The sequence below is a fragment of the Streptomyces sp. NPDC024687 genome (assembly GCF_055559055.1).
In genome coordinates this window covers 82,625-97,270 of the sequence record NZ_JBVHLJ010000013.1, presented here as the reverse complement: position 1 = coordinate 97,270, position 14,646 = coordinate 82,625, and the positions used below count along the sequence as shown (strand labels likewise).

At 67.9% G+C, this 14,646-nt stretch carries 15 protein-coding genes and 2 pseudogenes; 9 read left to right on the top strand and 8 right to left on the bottom strand.

Annotated features, from left to right (window positions below):
• Window positions 1–13: 13 nt before the first annotated feature.
• Entirely contained in the window at window positions 14–529 is a 516-nt protein-coding gene (locus ACZ39I_RS36960; protein ID WP_467249436.1) for a toxin-antitoxin system HicB family antitoxin, read from the bottom strand.
• Window positions 530–975: 446 nt separating this feature from the next.
• Between ACZ39I_RS36960 and ACZ39I_RS36955 the strand changes: the two genes are divergently transcribed.
• Window positions 976–1,500, top strand: a complete 525-nt coding sequence (locus tag ACZ39I_RS36955) for a GtrA domain-containing protein (protein ID WP_467249434.1) — start codon at window positions 976–978, stop codon at window positions 1,498–1,500.
• A 300-nt stretch (window positions 1,501–1,800) separates the two neighbouring features.
• Window positions 1,801–3,783 (top strand): annotated as a pseudogene (locus ACZ39I_RS36950) (APC family permease).
• On the opposite strand, the pseudogene ACZ39I_RS36945 reads toward ACZ39I_RS36950, so the two are convergent.
• Window positions 3,725–4,285, bottom strand: a pseudogene (locus tag ACZ39I_RS36945) (sensor histidine kinase); the annotation flags it as partial. The pseudogenes ACZ39I_RS36950 and ACZ39I_RS36945 overlap by 59 nt on opposite strands.
• On the opposite strand from ACZ39I_RS36945, the gene ACZ39I_RS36940 reads away from it, so the two are divergent.
• The 5 genes from ACZ39I_RS36940 to ACZ39I_RS36920 all read left to right on the top strand — a co-directional run bounded on the left by ACZ39I_RS36940 (window position 4,263) and on the right by ACZ39I_RS36920 (window position 6,587).
• The gene (locus ACZ39I_RS36940; RefSeq protein ID WP_467249643.1) at window positions 4,263–4,403 is read left to right on the top strand and encodes a hypothetical protein; all 141 of its coding nucleotides are present in this window, start codon (window positions 4,263–4,265) and stop codon (window positions 4,401–4,403) included. The pseudogene ACZ39I_RS36945 and the gene ACZ39I_RS36940 sit on opposite strands and share 23 nt — an antisense overlap.
• 165 nt (window positions 4,404–4,568) lie before the next feature.
• Window positions 4,569–5,804, top strand: a complete 1,236-nt coding sequence (locus ACZ39I_RS36935; protein WP_467249432.1) for a PP2C family protein-serine/threonine phosphatase — start codon at window positions 4,569–4,571, stop codon at window positions 5,802–5,804.
• A gap of 67 nt (window positions 5,805–5,871) precedes the next feature.
• Window positions 5,872–6,183, top strand: coding sequence for a pentapeptide repeat-containing protein (locus tag ACZ39I_RS36930; RefSeq protein ID WP_467249430.1), 312 nt, complete (start codon window positions 5,872–5,874; stop codon window positions 6,181–6,183).
• Between the two features lie 51 nt (window positions 6,184–6,234).
• The gene (locus ACZ39I_RS36925) at window positions 6,235–6,432 is read left to right on the top strand and encodes a pentapeptide repeat-containing protein (RefSeq protein WP_467249621.1); all 198 of its coding nucleotides are present in this window, start codon (window positions 6,235–6,237) and stop codon (window positions 6,430–6,432) included.
• Window positions 6,339–6,587 carry a pentapeptide repeat-containing protein gene (locus ACZ39I_RS36920; protein ID WP_467249620.1) on the top strand — a complete coding sequence of 83 codons (249 nt, stop codon included), beginning with the start codon at window positions 6,339–6,341 and terminating at the stop codon, window positions 6,585–6,587. The genes ACZ39I_RS36925 and ACZ39I_RS36920 overlap by 94 nt, the downstream gene beginning before the upstream one ends.
• A gap of 957 nt (window positions 6,588–7,544) precedes the next feature.
• Here the strand turns inward: ACZ39I_RS36920 and ACZ39I_RS36915 are convergent.
• Entirely contained in the window at window positions 7,545–8,384 is an 840-nt protein-coding gene (locus ACZ39I_RS36915) for an alpha/beta fold hydrolase (protein ID WP_467249428.1), read from the bottom strand.
• Window positions 8,385–8,452: 68 nt separating this feature from the next.
• Between ACZ39I_RS36915 and ACZ39I_RS36910 the strand changes: the two genes are divergently transcribed.
• On the top strand, window positions 8,453–9,124 hold the full coding sequence (locus ACZ39I_RS36910; protein WP_467249426.1) for a TetR/AcrR family transcriptional regulator: 672 nt from the start codon (window positions 8,453–8,455) through the stop codon (window positions 9,122–9,124).
• Window positions 9,125–9,598: 474 nt separating this feature from the next.
• On the opposite strand, the gene ACZ39I_RS36905 is transcribed toward ACZ39I_RS36910, so the two are convergent.
• On the bottom strand, window positions 9,599–10,045 hold the full coding sequence (locus tag ACZ39I_RS36905) for a hypothetical protein (protein ID WP_467249424.1): 447 nt from the start codon (window positions 10,043–10,045) through the stop codon (window positions 9,599–9,601).
• 227 nt (window positions 10,046–10,272) lie between these two features.
• Entirely contained in the window at window positions 10,273–10,860 is a 588-nt protein-coding gene (locus ACZ39I_RS36900; RefSeq protein WP_467249422.1) for a TetR/AcrR family transcriptional regulator, read from the bottom strand.
• A 164-nt stretch (window positions 10,861–11,024) separates the two neighbouring features.
• On the opposite strand from ACZ39I_RS36900, the gene ACZ39I_RS36895 reads away from it, so the two are divergent.
• Window positions 11,025–11,702 (top strand): SDR family oxidoreductase, encoded by a 678-nt coding sequence (locus ACZ39I_RS36895; RefSeq protein ID WP_467249420.1) that lies wholly within the window; start codon window positions 11,025–11,027, stop codon window positions 11,700–11,702.
• A gap of 249 nt (window positions 11,703–11,951) precedes the next feature.
• Here the strand turns inward: ACZ39I_RS36895 and ACZ39I_RS36890 are convergent, their stop codons facing one another.
• The 3 genes from ACZ39I_RS36890 to ACZ39I_RS36880 form a co-directional block, all read right to left on the bottom strand.
• Entirely contained in the window at window positions 11,952–12,785 is an 834-nt protein-coding gene (locus ACZ39I_RS36890; RefSeq protein ID WP_467249418.1) for an enoyl-CoA hydratase/isomerase family protein, read from the bottom strand.
• Between the two features lie 119 nt (window positions 12,786–12,904).
• Window positions 12,905–13,711 (bottom strand): strictosidine synthase, encoded by an 807-nt coding sequence (locus ACZ39I_RS36885; RefSeq protein WP_467249416.1) that lies wholly within the window; start codon window positions 13,709–13,711, stop codon window positions 12,905–12,907.
• 31 nt (window positions 13,712–13,742) lie between these two features.
• Window positions 13,743–14,609, bottom strand: coding sequence for an alpha/beta fold hydrolase (locus ACZ39I_RS36880; RefSeq protein WP_467249414.1), 867 nt, complete (start codon window positions 14,607–14,609; stop codon window positions 13,743–13,745).
• Window positions 14,610–14,646 lie beyond the last annotated feature (37 nt).

Here is a 14,646-nt window from a genome sequence, read left to right as displayed (position 1 = left end):
CGGGGGAGCGCGGTTAGCGCACCCAGCCCGTGAAGCTCTGGCCGACGGTCTGGGTCTTCTCCGTCGTACGCGGCCGGGTGCCGCCGTCGACCGCGGCCGACACGGCGCGTACCAGCCACGCGTTGACCGACAGGCCCTCGCGGGTGGCGGCCTCCTCGGCGCGGGCCTTGAGATGGGCCGGCAGACGCAGGTTGACGCGGGCCGTGCCCCCGTCGTCGCCGTCGGCCGGGGCCGGGGCCCTGAACGCTTCGGCGGTCGCGGCCAGCTCGGGGGCGCCGCCGTCGGTGGGCGGCGGTGTCACCACGAAGTCGGGGTCGAGTCCACGCAGCCGTACGTCGACCGAGCCGGGGGCGAGTTCACGGGTGATCTCGTCCATCGCGGCGGAGAGCATGTTGAGCATGGTCAGACGGGTGGCCGACTCCAGGGGAGCGGTGAGCCTCTCGGCCAGCTCGCGTGCTTCTTCGCCGCCGGCTTCGGCGGCTACCGCGAGTTCGCGGCGGAGGGAGTCGACATACGGGGTGAGGTCCATGGTGCCATGGTGGCACCAGTGAGGCGTCACATGCAACCCCGAGTGGTGACATTGTGCGGTGAACCTGAAGGGAAATGTGCCTGACCTGCGGATGCGCGACTGAGTCATTGTGGCGCCACGCATGCTCGTGCGCCTTTCGAGGAGCGTGCGGATAGCAGCAGCGACATCTTCCGGCGCCATCCGGGTGCGTGTGATGCCATGCGGCGTCGCGAGATGGTGGCCACACTCGTCTCTCTATGTGTCGTGGCGTGCATCCCTCCTGGCGCGCTCGAAGGTGCGCTAGGGGACTGACCTGCCCATTCACTGGTCCCTCCATCATGCTGCGCCAATTGGTCTCACGATGGCGCCGTCGTGTGCCATAGTGGTGTCACTTGTGGCGCCAAGTCGGTTTCGCAGGCCGAGTGGTGCGCAGTTTTCGCTGAGTGAGTCATCGAAGGGGCCGGATCATGGAGTCAGCACACAGTCAGGAGCAGGCGGCGCCCGCCGCCTTCACCGCGTTCGCCCGCTTCGTGCTCTGCGGGGGCGGGGTGGGGATCATCTCAAGCTTCGCCGTGGCGGCCCTCGCCTCCTGGATTCACTGGGTTGTGGCCAACGCCCTGGTCACCGTCGTCTCTACGCTCCTCGCCACCGAACTACACGCCCGGTTCACCTTCGGCGGGGGCGGGCGCGCGAGCTGGCGCCAGCATGCGCAGTCGGCCGGGTCCGCAGCGGCCGCGTATGCGGTGACCTGTGTGGCGATGCTTGTCCTGCAACAGTTGGTGGCGGCACCCGGTGCAGTGCTCGAGCAGGTCGTCTACCTGTCCGCTTCCGCGCTCGCCGGTGTCGCGCGGTTCGCGGTGCTGCGCCTCGTCGTCTTCACGCGGAACCGCTCGCAAGCCGTTCCGACCGTTCGCGCCGCCCGTTCCGTGCACACGGCCATGGCCCGCACCGCGGCCCCGGCCGGGCCCGCGGTGCTCTGCTACGCCGCTTGACCGTTCCGCCGGGCAGGCACCGTCCATGACCGCCTCCACAGCTGCGCTGCCAGGCACGTCATTGCCGTCAGTGAGCCTTTCCTTTGCCAAGGCGGAGGCGGAGCGTGGCACTGAGCTGACAACGCGGGGCGGAAGAAGAGTGATGTGCGGTGACTGCTGGGGCGGTGTGTCCTGCTGGTCGGGGGCGGGGTGGGCGGCGTTTACGGATAGGTCGGATACTCGGTGATCGTTCGATGGTGTCCGTGTGCCGCGCTGGCATGGCGTTGGCTCTGATGGGGTGTGAAGAAAGCGATGGGGGACATGCAGGACGGCAATGGGCTGGTTGTGCCGGAGGTGGTGGACAGTCCCGCGCTGCGGACCCAGTCCACGAGTGGCTTTGCGCGATGGCTCTTGCGTCATCGGGTGCAGCCGGTGGGGCCGGCGGCGGGGGAGGGGCATACGGAGCCGCACTCGTGGTGGAAAGTGATGTGCCTGACCGGGGTCGACTACTTCTCCAGCCTGGCCTATGTGCCGGCGATCGCCGCCCTCGCGGCCGGAGCGGTCTCTCCCCTGGCCACGCTGCTGATCGTGGCTTTGACCTTGCTGGGGATGCTGCCGATGTACCGACGCGTGGCGAAGGAGAGCCCGCACGGTGCCGGGTCGGTGGCGATGCTGGAGGATCTGTTGCCGTTCTGGTGGGGCAAGCTGTTCGTGCTGGTCCTGCTCGGTTTCGTCGCCACTTCCTGGATCATCACGATCACCCTGTCCACGGCCGACGCCTCCGTGCACGTGGTGGAGAACCCCTTCTTCCCGCAGGCCCTGCACGGCCATGAGGTGGCTCTCACGGTGACGCTGCTGCTCCTTCTCGGCGGAGTGTTCCTCCTGGGGTTCAGCGAGGCCGTCATGGTGGCCATCCCGCTGGTCGCGGTCTTCCTTGTGTTCAACGCCGTCATCATCGCCGTCGGCCTGACCGATGTGTTCACCACCACGGGGGCACTGTCGGCATGGACGGATGCGCTCAGCGACACCGGAGGCGGATTCGGGGACCTGGCAGGACCGGCTCTGCTGGCGTTTCCGCTGCTCGTGCTGGGCTTGTCGGGCTTCGAGACCGGCGTGAGCATGATGCCCCTGGTCGCCACCAACGGCACCGACCCCGAATAGCGCCTGCAGTCCCGGATCCGCAACACGCGCCGGCTGCTGACCACCGCCGCCCTCATCATGAGCCTGTACCTGCTGGCCGCCAGCTTCGTGACCACCGTCCTCATCCCCGAAGAGGAGTTCGAGCCGGGCGGGGCCGCCAACGGCCGCGCGCTGGCCTGGCTCGCCCACGAACACGTCGGCGAGGCCTTCGGCACCGCCTACGACATCAGCACCATCCTCATCCTCTGGTTCGCCGGCGCCTCGGCGATGGCGGGACTGGTCAACATCGTGCCCCGCTACCTGCCCGACTACGGCATGGCCCCCGAATGGGGACGGGCGGTCCGCCCCGTCGTCATCGTCTACACCGCCGTGTCCATCGCCATCACGATCGCCTTCGACGCCGACGTCGACGCCCAGGCCGGCGCCTACGCCACCGGCATCCTCGCCATGATGGTCTCCGGAGCCTTCGCCGTCACCGTCTCCGTTATCCGCCACCGCCGTCGCGCAGCAGGCATCGGCTTCGCGGCGCTCACCGCGATCCTGTTCTACGCCCTGGTGGCCAACATCGTCGACAAGCCCGACGGCATCGCGATCTCCGGCGTGTTCATCGCCGGCATCATCGCCGTCTCCCTCATCTCCCGCGTCTCACGCACCACCGAACTGCGCGCCGACCGCATCGTCTTCGACACGGCCGCCCGCCAGTTCATCACCGACACCCTCGCCCACGACCAGGCCATCAACATCATCGCCAACCGCCGCCAGGCCGGCGACGCCGCCGAGTACGCAGACAAAGAAGACGAACAGCGCCACAACAACCCCGTCCCCGGGCGAGCCGACGTCCTGTTCCTGGAGATCAACGTGGTCGACCCCTCCGACTTCAGCGAAGCCCTCACCGTCCACGGCGTCGAAGTCGACGGATACCGCATCCTGCGCGCCGACGCCCCAGCAGCGCCGAACGCCATCGCCGCGATCCTCCTCGCCCTGCGCAACGCCACCGGCGTCCAGCCCCACTGCTACTTCGCCTGGGCCGAGGGCAGCCCCCTGGTGCACATGTTCCGCTACTTCCTCCTCGGCCGCGGAGACACCGCCCCCGTCACCCGCGAGATCATCCGCAAACACGAACCCGACCGCGCCTGCCGCCCCGGCATCCACGTCGGCTCCTGACCCCCACCCTCCCACCAGACACCCCAGCCCGGCAGAGCACGGGCAGCGCGCCAGGCACAGGATGTTGACGTCGCCAGGAGGTGACGGTCGCAGGAAGGCCGGAGGCGAACGGTTGGTGGTCGGACGCGGCCTGGAGGGTGTGGACCATGGGGAGGCCGCCGCCGGGGGTGTCCTCGGCATTGAGGGTGCCGCCCATGGCTTCGGCGAAGCCGCGGGCGACCGCGAGCCCCAGACCGACGCCGGCGCCGCGCGGGGCGTCGCCGTAGCGCTGGAACGGCTCGAAGATACGGTCCTTGGCCTCGTCGGGGACCCCCGGGCCGCGGTCCACCACCCGGACCTCCACCCGGTCGGCCATGGCGCCGGCCGCCACCAGGACGCACTCGCCGGCGGGGCTGTACTTGACCGCGTTCTCGACCAGGTTGGCCACCGACCGCTCCAGCAGACTCGGGTCGACGGCGACCATCGGCAAGGTCTCCGGGATGTCCAGCTCCACGCTGTCCTCGGTCCTGATCGTGGTCGGGCTGATCCGTGCGGGCGGGCTGTTCTTCCTGGGCCTGCTCATCTTCAACCGCGAGGCACTGGAGACCGAACCCTCAGGCGCACACGTCAACCAGCCCTGAGCTTTTCGCGGATTTCCGGTCTCGCCGCGAGTCGGTAGCGACGAACCCGGACGCCCTCGAGTACCCGTGCGAGATCGGCCTCGGTGGGTGACCACTCCTTATCGGATTGACGTGCTCCGTGGCAGCTCTGATCCTGGTAGGAGGGGGGTGGAAGGGGGCGCCGTCGTGCGTCGTGGACAGAGCGTTCTTCCTCGGGTGTTGACGGCGGCGGAGACGGCGGCGCCGGTGGACGCCGTTGACGTGGTCGCGGAGGACCTGCGGCGGCGTTTCAGGGCCACGGAGGTGTCTTTCCTCATTGTGGATCTGACGGGGAAGGCGGTGGCGCGGCTGTCCACCGTCCCCGCGGACGGTGGCCGGGAGGCGGAGCGGATCCCCCTGTTCGGCAGCGTCTACGAGGAAGTGGTTCGTACCCAGCGGCTGCATCACGAGGCGACCGGCCGCGGACATCGGGTGATCATGCCGGTCACCAACCGGGGGGATGCGATCGGGCTGCTGGAACTGCTCCTGCCGGCCGACCCCGGCGACGACGTCCTTGACGAGGTGGGGGAAGCCGCCCACCTCCTGGCCTACATCGTGATCGCCAACGGGCGCTTCACCGACCTCTACACCTGGGGCAAACGGTCCGTACCCCCCACCCTGGCGGCAGAGATCCAGTATCAGATGCTGCCCCCGTCACTGTCGTGCGAGGCGGCGCAGTTCACGCTCTGCGGGAGCCTGGAGCCCTCCGAAGGCCTCAGCGGTGACACCTTCGACTACGCCTTGGACCGCGACACCCTGCATGTGTCGGTGACCGACCCCATGGGCCACGACATCGATGCCGCCCTGGCCGCCACGATCCTGGTGAGCGCCCTGCGCGGCGCCCGCCGTGCAGGGGCGGACCTGGCCGAGCAGGCCCACCGGGCCGACCGTGCACTGATCGACTACGGTCGAGGCCACGCCACCGGGCAGCTGCTGCGCATCCATCTCCGCACCGGCCGGGCCCAGCTCGTCAATGCCGGCCATCCCTGGCCACTGCGCATGCGCGAGGGGACTGCGGTGGTGATCACCTGCGAGGTGGACCATCCCTTCGGACTGTCCGAGTTCACACCCCACCCCTACCGTGTGCAGGACCTCGACCTGCGTCCCGGTGACCGCCTGCTCATCATCACCGACGGCATGCTCGAACGTCACGGCGAGAAGGTCGATCTGGCCGCCCTGCTGGAGCACACCCGCCACCTGCACCCTCGGGAGACCTCCATGGCGCTGACATCCGCCGTCCGGGACGCCGCCGATGGCCGGCTCGAAGACGATGCCACCGTGATGTGCCTGGACTGGCACGGCCCTCAGGAAACCCAGCGGCACGTCAGCTCCGGCGCGGACACAGGGCAAGCCTCAGCCGGCCGCACCCAGCAGCAGCCATGACCAGGGCATTCTCACAAGGGTCTGGTGATGCGCTCGTGCCGTCGGCCGGGCTGCGTCTGTCGAACAGGTGACGCGCCGTGACCGTTCGACGAGCGCTTCATCTCAGCGCCGCCAAGCCCTCACCACACACCGCTACGATCTACCTGACGAGCCCGCAGCCGATGTGCAGGCGGCCCTTACCGCCCTCACCCGCACCGAATCAGGCACCCACGTCGACCCGAGTGAAAAGCTCGACCTTCACGGCCTCCACCTCGCCGGCGCTCTACTGATCCAAGCTGATCTCACAGGGGCCGACCTGCATGAGGCAACGCTCACGGGAGCGAACCTGTACGAGGCGACGCTCACGTATGCCGTCCCTGGCCAAGGCAACACTTATTGACGTCAACCTGCGCGAGGCGACGTTTACACGGGCAACCGCTTTAAGGCAACGCTGACGGGGGCCGACATGTCTGGGGCGACGCTGACGGGTGCAAATCTGTCTAGGACGAGGCTTACAGGTGTGAACTTCTACCAGGCTGAACTTACGGTGCCGATCTGTATGGGGCAGAACTTGGGAGGGCCAACTTGGCCGGGGCAACGCTCACAAGGGCCAACCTGGCCGGGGCAACGCTTATGGGGGCCAGCCTGACCGACACGACGCTCACGAAGACCGGCCTGGCCGGCCTATTGCGTGTCGCTCATCTGACTCTGGAGCAGGCCACTTCACAAGGACCGCGGGGGACACGAAGATGCCTACCCGCTTCTACGTCTCCACCGGAGCACCTGCAGCTTCATGACACGTGATGTGCGCATGTGAGGTCGCCCCGCAAAGGACGGCATCGAGACGAGGACCCATGTCCGGTACCCAGGACACCGGACAGCTTGAAACCCCATCCATAACTTGGGCTCTCCCGCCCACCCGGGCAGCAGAGCCGGGTCGGACACAGGGGCGGCGAGCATCGGCTCTGGCAGCAACCGACGTCGAAACTGGCACCTCCGAGCCGGCCAGCAGCCCGGACACCGTTGCGGCAGGACCAGCCTCGGGGCTGCCGACCACGCTGATCAGTTTGCAGCGAGCCGCCGACGTCGAACACGCTCGGCTGCGAGAGCTAACCGAAAACGACGAGCGCCGCCAGCAACGGCGGAGGTGGTTCGAGGCAGCCGCCGCCGCCCAGGGCGCGGCCACTGGGTTCGCACGCACGAAGCGCCTCAACCGCCACGAGGTAGAGCAGGAATTGCGACGGGTCGTGCGGCGCAGTAACTAAAGTCTGAGCGGATCGGGCAGGCGGGCATCGCCCAGCGCCGTCTTCACCGCGCCCTCATCATGGGCGCCATGGGGCTCGTGGGTGCCGAGCCAGCGGCGTCTCAGGGCCGGGCCGCGTCGGGAGTCTGCGCTGCGTCATCGAGGGCGTGACGTCCGCCCGCCACGGCTGGCGAGGAAGTCGGCTACGTGGCGTGGTTCCGTGTGCCGGGCCGATCGGGTGAACGCGACTGGCAACTTCATCGACAGGGATGGTGGTTCGGCTAGTTGTAGAAGGTCTCCAGTTCGGGGTGGCGTGAGGCGACGGTGATGGCATGGCCGCCGCCGAACGAGCTGCCCCAGAACCGGTCGCCTGGTCCGTCGAGGAGCGGGCCTGGCTGTGGGAACGGGCGCCCATTTCTCGTCGGGTACGCCAATCACGGCGGCCTCGAGCACCGATGGAAGGCCGGGGCTGTCCGGAGCGACCGTCGGCCGGGGACGTGCCGTTCGCGCGCAGCTGCCTACTCGTCGAGGAACTGAAGGGCGTGCTTCAGGAACCGCTCGGGATACTGGAACTGCGCTCCGTGCCCGGCGTCGGGGTAGATCAGCAGTTGCGCGTTGGGGATGTTCTGGGCGAGGTGCCAGGAGTTGATCGAGGCGATCATTACGTCGTTCTCGCCGTTGAGGACCAGCGTCGGCTGGGTGATCGCGTTCAGGAAGGCATAGGGATTCTCGCCCGGCAGCGGTTCCGCGTAGGCGACGGTCGCTTCGAACTGCGCCTGTGCGACCGCGGGCGAGCTCGGCGGGTCCTGGTCGGCCCGCTGGTGGCGGCGCTCCCAGAAGGCCTTGCCCGCTTGCTTCGCGGCTTCCGAGCGGCCGAAGAACAGGAAGAGGAAGTCCTCCAGACTGGGGACCGGGTTCAGGGCGTACTGAGGCACCTGGGGGTCACTTGTCGGGTCCCCGCCTCGGAGGCCGGTGCCGAGCAGGAGGAGCTTGCGCACCAGCTGGGGGTGGCGCAGCGTGACCTCCTGAGCCTGGTAACCGCCGAGCGAGAAGCCGAGCAGGTCGACCTGCTCCAGCCCCAGCGCCCGGATGACTGCGGCGATGTCGTCGGCCATGTCCTCCATCCGGTTGCGCGGTGTGCCGGATGACGAGGCGACGCCGCGGCCGTTGAACAGGATGACCTCACGGCCTTCGGCCAGGCCGTCGGTGAGCAGCGGGTCCCAGTTGTCCATCCCCCCGCGGAAGTGCTGGATAAGGAAGATCGGGACTCCCGAGGGCTTGCCCCAGCGCCGGTAGGCGAACCGGTCGCCGTCAACCTCGATGTACTGAGTCGGTGCGGTCACATGCGTGTCACTCATGGCCTGAGCCTTTCTGGAGGGGGTGAGCAATATGATGACGATCGTCATCTAAAAAGTCAAGCTCTTTGATGTCGATCGACATCTATGTATGCTGGACCGTCGAGCGTCGACCGACGAAGGGACGGCTGGACATGCGGGTCACCAAGGCACAGGCAGCGCAGAACCGTGCCCACATCGTCGCGACAGCCTCCAGGCTGTTCCGGGAGCGCGGCTATGACGGTGTCGGCGTGGCAGAACTGATGACAGCCGCCGGGTTCACCCATGGCGGGTTCTACAAGCACTTCCGCTCCAAGGCCGACCTGATGGCCGAAGCGTCCGCGAGCGGGCTCTCGCAGACCGCGGCACGGACAGAAGGTCTGGACCCCGCCGAGTTCGTCGAGCGCTACGTCTCGCGGGAGCATCGCAACGGGCGCGGCGACGGCTGCACCATCGCGGCACTCGGCGGCGACGCCGCACGTCAGCCGGCGGACATCAAAACGGAGTTCGCAGCCGGGATCGAGAACCTGCTGACGGCCCTTCAGTCCCAAAGCGATACGCCGGGGGATGCGGACCAGCGCGCGACCCGCACGATGGTGATCGACATGCTCGCCCATTCGGTCGGCGCGGTCATGTTGTCGCGGGCATGCCCGGACGGTTCTCCGCTGGCGGACGAAATCCTCGATGTCTGCCGCAAGGAGATTCTCGCGTCACTGGCACAGGGCAACAGCGACCAGCCGGCGGCAAGGAGTCCAGAAACCTGACCGCAGCCGACCCGCGCAAGCCCAGCACCATGAGTAGCACGAGGCCGACTCCCAGTCGCCTCAGTACGAACACCGCCAGGACCATCCCGCCGCCCCTTCGGTCGATCTTCTTCAATGCGCGGTCCAGGCGCGGGGCGCGGGCGGCCAGCAGGCCCACGACCTCGCGCACTCACCGGCTCACGGGGGTGCGGTGCACCCCCGTTCCGGCGGGCCAGATCGCCGGGCCGCTGGTCACAGCGCAGCACCGCCAGCACGATGCCGGCGATCTTCTCGGCGGGCGGCGCCCGCCACCGCGGGACGATCTTCTTCATGCGGTCGCGTATCAGGCCGGCGAGATGGTTCAAGGCCGCGCTCGACAGCGGCAGGCGGGCGGTGCAGACAAGGCCGTCAGAGCCCTCGGTGAGGCCGTTGTTTTTCTTCACACCAAACTCAACTGCCGCCGCGCCGGCCGCCCGTTACGGCCTGCCCGCGCAGTTACGAGCGTGCGGTGAACCGCCCGTCGGGCCGCTTGTGCAGCCAGCTGCGGTCGGCGAGCTTGGTCATCTTCGCCCGCAAAGGCTCCAGCTTGCCGCGCACCGAGGCATCCAGGCCCAGCTGCTCACCGACCGCCCTGATTTGCACCGGCCCGTCGGCCTCCCGCACGATCGCCAGGATCTTGCGGTAGTCGCCGGGCAGCGCGCCCTCGTCGGCCGCGTCGCTGTGGTGCGGGATGAGCAGGACCGCCCGCCCGGCCACCTTCACCGGTACCGGAGCGAAAGAATCGGCCGCCTCGGCGTCGGCCTGGGCCTGCTCGGCCAGGCGGTTCAACACCCGCTCGGGGATCGCCAGTTCGTCCCGCTCGACCTCGACCTCCTGAAGCGGCTTGGTCAACTGCTCGACGAGGGCGTCCAGTCCGCTCCGGCGGGCGGGGCGGTGATCCACTGCCGCTCCTGCATCCCCGCACCCTCCCGCGTTCTCAGGGCGGGCCGACCTGCTGACGGATCGTAGGCGGGGGTCGGAGGCAGGCGCAGCCGAACCTGATATCCCCCCAGAACCTGACCGGCCCGATGATCTACGCCGTGGTCATCGGCCGCCGACCGTCGCGATTACCCCACTCGTCGCTCACACCAGAGCCGCGACCTGCGACTTTCCTGAGGCCGGACCACGCTTCAGTGAGGCAGCAGGACGTCGACCTGCCTGCGGATGTCCTGCACGATCTCCTTGACGCTCAAGGCGATGTTCACGCTCGCCGCCATGCTGAGGAACATCACGGCGGACACGATGTGTGCCAGCGTCGCGGCGTCGCCCTCTGCGACCCGATCGTCTCGGCGCAGCACGGCGGCGACGGCCTCCTCGGTCTGCGCGACGATGGCCAGTGCCGCGCCGTGCCGGGGCTCCTCGGGGTCGCCGAAGACCATCTCTCGCAGGTAGGTGCGTCCGTTGTCGATCTGGATGCGGTTGCACTCGACGATCGGCCGGACGATCGCCAGCACCGCGTCCAGCACGCCTGGGACGGTCTCGGCGTCCGCCCGGCCCTGCTCAAGTGCTTCGACGTACTTGGCGTTCTGGACAAGGAGGAGGAGTTCGCCCTTGGTCTTGGCATAAAGGAACAGGGTCCCGGTGCCGATGTCGGCCTTGTCAGCGATCTGCTGGGTCGTGACCTCATCGACGCCGTGTTCGGCGAACAGTTCACTGGCGGCAGCGACGATGCGGTCGAACTTCTCCTGCTTTTTCCGCTCGCGCCGTCCGAGAGGCATGGCGGTGTCCTCCTGGAATAGATTCTGACTGTAATCAGTTATGATTGTACTCAATATCGTGTGGGTTCGAATGTGGCTCCGCTCATTCTCCCATCGCGGGGCGGCGAGTCGTTGCTCCATCCGTGCGCAGCCACGTACTTCACATCCTGGGAAAGAAGGAACCAATGCCCTCCCTCGATGGAGCAGTCGTCCTCGTCACCGGCGCCAATGGCGGTATCGGCACCCACTTCGTCCACGACGCCCTGGCGCGCGGCGCCGTCAAGGTCTACGCCACCGCCCGCTCCCCCCGCGCCTGGGACGACGACCGCATCGTCCCCCTGACCCTTGACGTGACCGACCGCACGTCGATCGACGCGGCCGTGGCCGCCGCGGCGGATGTCACCGTGCTCGTCAACAACGCGGGCGCCACCCCGCCGAGCGCGAGCCTGCTGGACGTCACCGAGGCAGACATCCGGGCGAACATGGAGACGAACTTCTTCGGGCCGGTCTTCCTCGCCCGCGCCTTCGCACCGATCCTCGCCGCCAAGAAGGGGTCAGTCCTCATCGACGTGCACTCCGTTGCCAGCTGGTATGCCTTCGGCGGCGCCTACAGCGCGTCCAAGGCCGCACTGTGGTCGGCCACCAACTCGCTGCGCATCGAGTTCGCACCCATGGGCGTCCACGTGACGGGTGTGCACATGGGCTACGTCGACACCCGTATGGCCGCGCACACCGACGGACCCAAGATGCTGCCGACGCAGCAATACGAGGTCCTGGCCGACGAGTTGACCAAGGGGGTCAAGGCGGCTCTGAGCGGCCCGGTCGAGGCGCTTTACCCGGACCTGCACAGCACGGACGCCTGAGCTTGTTCTTCGGTCCCGACGTGATCTCTTCACGTCGGGCCCCGGTCATCCATGGCGTTTCACAGTTGGCCGGCCGGTGTCCAGAAGCGGTGCACCGTCGCGGCCATCGAGCGGTGGATGACATCGGCGGTCGATTCGGCAGCAGCCCGATCCGACCACGGTGCCGAAGACGTCGGAAATCAGGTGGGTCCCGCGGCAAACGAGGACGGACGCGACATCGGCTGCGTCCGTCCTCGTTTCTGATGGGTGTCAGCGTTGCTGGTTGGCGATGCCGATGTAGTGCCCGAGACGGTACTCGAAGTCGATGCCGGCCTGTTCGACGACGGCCTGCGTGCCTGCGGCCCGGGTGAGGAAACCAGGGAGGGTGAGGGAGTGGGCGAACTCGCCGTACGCGGCGACCAGGTCCCCGTCCGGGGGCAGGGATGCCCGGTTGATCTGGGCTTTGGCCGAGGCGAGTGAGGTGCGGTCGAAGGAGGCGAGTCGGGCGACGACGGTGCCGACGAAGGCGTCGAGTTCGCTGTCGGGGAGGGCGCGGGTGATCCAGCCCCAGCGTTCGGCGGTGTCGGCGTCGTAGTCGTCGCTGGTGAGGATGGCTTCCAGGGCGCGGTCGCGTCCGATGGCCCGGGGCAGGCGTTCGCTGCCACCACCGCCGGGCAGCAGTCCGCTGCCGACCTCGGGCTGTCCGAAGATCGCCTTCTCACGACTGGCGTAGCGCAGATCGAGGGCGAGGGCGAGCTCGTTCCCGCCGCCGCGGGTGCGTCCACGGATGGCCGCGATCGTGATGTACGGCGCTTTGGAGAGTTCCAGGACCAGATTCGTCCATGCCGGAACCGCGTCCGGGTCCTCGGAGGCGGGGAAGTCGGCGGCGGCGGCCAGGTCGAAGTGGTTGTAGAAGAAGTCGGGGGTGGCGCTGTCGAACACCACGACCTGGATGTCCGGGTCCGTGGCCAGTTCGGTGACGATCTCGATGAGGCGCAGGACCGTGTCGCCGACGATGAGGTTGACGGGCGGGTTGGCGAAGGTGATCTTCGCGATCTGCGGTGAGGTGCGCTCGTAGTGGATGGTGCTCTGCTGCTCGCTCATGGCTGGCTCCGGATGCGTGGTGGGTATCAGACGGCGATGGGGGTGTGAGGAGGGCAAGGAAGCCGGGGCGGATGGATGTGCCGAGCAGATCCGGCGGTCCCGCTTCCCGTCTGCGCTGCTCACTCCTGGTAGTACGGGAGGATCTCGCCGTTCTTGACGTAGGTGAGGGCGGCTGCGACGTCGTAGGCGTGGATCGCGGAGACTTGCGGTGCCAGCCGGTTGGACAGGTCCTCGATCGCGTTGCCGGTGAAGAAGGCGTCCCGTGCCGCGGTGTCGGTGAACCCGAGGCTGACCGAGGCGTGGAAGTGCTGGTCGTGGGGGTTGTCGTGGGCGACGTCCGGGGTGTCCCAGAGCTTCTTCGTCCAGGGCAGGAACGTCTGCGTGCGCAGTTCCTTCAGCACTCCGGTGCCGGCGAGCGCGGGGGCGAGCTGCTCGTTGACGAACTTCCGGAAGGCGCCGGCGCCGACCCCGTCCCTGCGGCGAAGGTAGATCAGCGCGCGGGCACCGACCGCCTCTCCGCGGCCTGCGACGTCGTACCACCGAGAGGAGTTCGGCGGGCCGGCGTAGAGCAGGGTGCGGCGGAACACGTTGATCTCGTCGGCGTAGGCCAGCTTCGTCTGCTCGCGCCCTTTCAGGGGTGCAAGCACCGATTGGAAGGTGACTTCCGCGACGCCGTCGATCTTCCGGTCGGCGGGGATCGCGGTCTGGACCCCGTCGATGTCCGGCCACAGGCCCGTGTTGTGCTCGGCGAGGTGGATCTGCCGGTACTCCTCCAGACCCGGGGTGGCGGAGATGATCCCTGAGTGCGGGCCCTTCCAGTGGTCCATGCCGGTCTGGCGGGGCTGGTCGGTGCGCACCCACAGCAGGATCGAGGAGGTGAGAAGCTTCCTCACTTCCGGGGGCGCGGCGACCGGTGACGTGCTCATGATGTTGCCCTTTTTCCTGGTCAGATGGTGGTCATCGGGCCAGGAACTCGACCGCGACGGGGGCGAACTCCTGGTGGTACTGGAAGATGCCGCCGTGCCCGGAGTCGGGGTAGATGATCAGCTCGCTGCCCTTGATGCGCCGGTGCAGGTCCTCCGACAGGACCGACGGCACCATGCGGTCGTTGTCGCCGTTGGCGATCAGGGTGGGCTGCGTGATCGACGACAGGTCGTCAGGGGCGGAGCGCCCCCACTTCTTGATGGCCTTCAGCTGCGTCTGGAACGCCTTGGTCTTGATGTCCACGTCGCGGTCGACGGTGCGCTCCTTGAGCCGGTTGACGAACGCGCGTGCGGCGGGCTTGCCGGTGGCATTGCGGTTGAAGAACAGGAACTCCTTGGGGTCCGAACGGGTCAACGTGGCACGCAGGATGTCCCAGTAGGTGACTCTGGCGACCTTGTCCATGTCCTTGCCGCCTTTGGGCCCGGTGCCAGTGAGGACCAGCTTGCGGACGAGCTCGGGGTGCTTCACCACCAGGGCCTGAGCGACCATGCCGCCGAGGGAGAAGGAGAAGACGTCGATCTTGTCGTACCCGAGCGCCTTGATGAAGGTGTAGGCGTCGTCGGCCATCGCCTCGACACTGTCCGGCGCCTGACCGGTGGACGCTCCGACACCGCGGTTGTCGAAAGCGATGACGTGACGGCCCTTCGCGATGGGATCGACGATGCGGGGGTCCCAGTTGTCCAGGGTCGCGGCGAGGTGGACGAAGAAGACGACGGGGATGCCGCCCTTCGGGCCCAGTTCGCGGTAGGCGTAGGTGACGCCACCGGCGCTGACGGTGCGGGCCGGGGCCTTCGCGTAGGAGGTGATGACGGCTTCGTTCGGGGTGCCGGTACTGCTCATGACGGAGTCTCCTTGCGTGTTCTGTGTCGCTGTGTGT

Coding starts and splice junctions, on each gene's coding strand:
- ACZ39I_RS36910 (WP_467249426.1), top strand. CDS start 8,453: ATGTCGATCGACATCTATGTATGCTGGACCGTCGAGCGTCGACCGACG.
- ACZ39I_RS36900 (WP_467249422.1), bottom strand. CDS start 10,860: ATGCCTCTCGGACGGCGCGAGCGGAAAAAGCAGGAGAAGTTCGACCGC.
- ACZ39I_RS36955 (WP_467249434.1), top strand. CDS start 976: ATGGAGTCAGCACACAGTCAGGAGCAGGCGGCGCCCGCCGCCTTCACC.
- ACZ39I_RS36895 (WP_467249420.1), top strand. CDS start 11,025: ATGCCCTCCCTCGATGGAGCAGTCGTCCTCGTCACCGGCGCCAATGGC.
- ACZ39I_RS36885 (WP_467249416.1), bottom strand. CDS start 13,711: ATGAGCACGTCACCGGTCGCCGCGCCCCCGGAAGTGAGGAAGCTTCTC.
- ACZ39I_RS36960 (WP_467249436.1), bottom strand. CDS start 529: ATGGACCTCACCCCGTATGTCGACTCCCTCCGCCGCGAACTCGCGGTA.
- ACZ39I_RS36890 (WP_467249418.1), bottom strand. CDS start 12,785: ATGAGCGAGCAGCAGAGCACCATCCACTACGAGCGCACCTCACCGCAG.
- ACZ39I_RS36940 (WP_467249643.1), top strand. CDS start 4,263: ATGTCCAGCTCCACGCTGTCCTCGGTCCTGATCGTGGTCGGGCTGATC.
- ACZ39I_RS36880 (WP_467249414.1), bottom strand. CDS start 14,609: ATGAGCAGTACCGGCACCCCGAACGAAGCCGTCATCACCTCCTACGCG.
- ACZ39I_RS36915 (WP_467249428.1), bottom strand. CDS start 8,384: ATGAGTGACACGCATGTGACCGCACCGACTCAGTACATCGAGGTTGAC.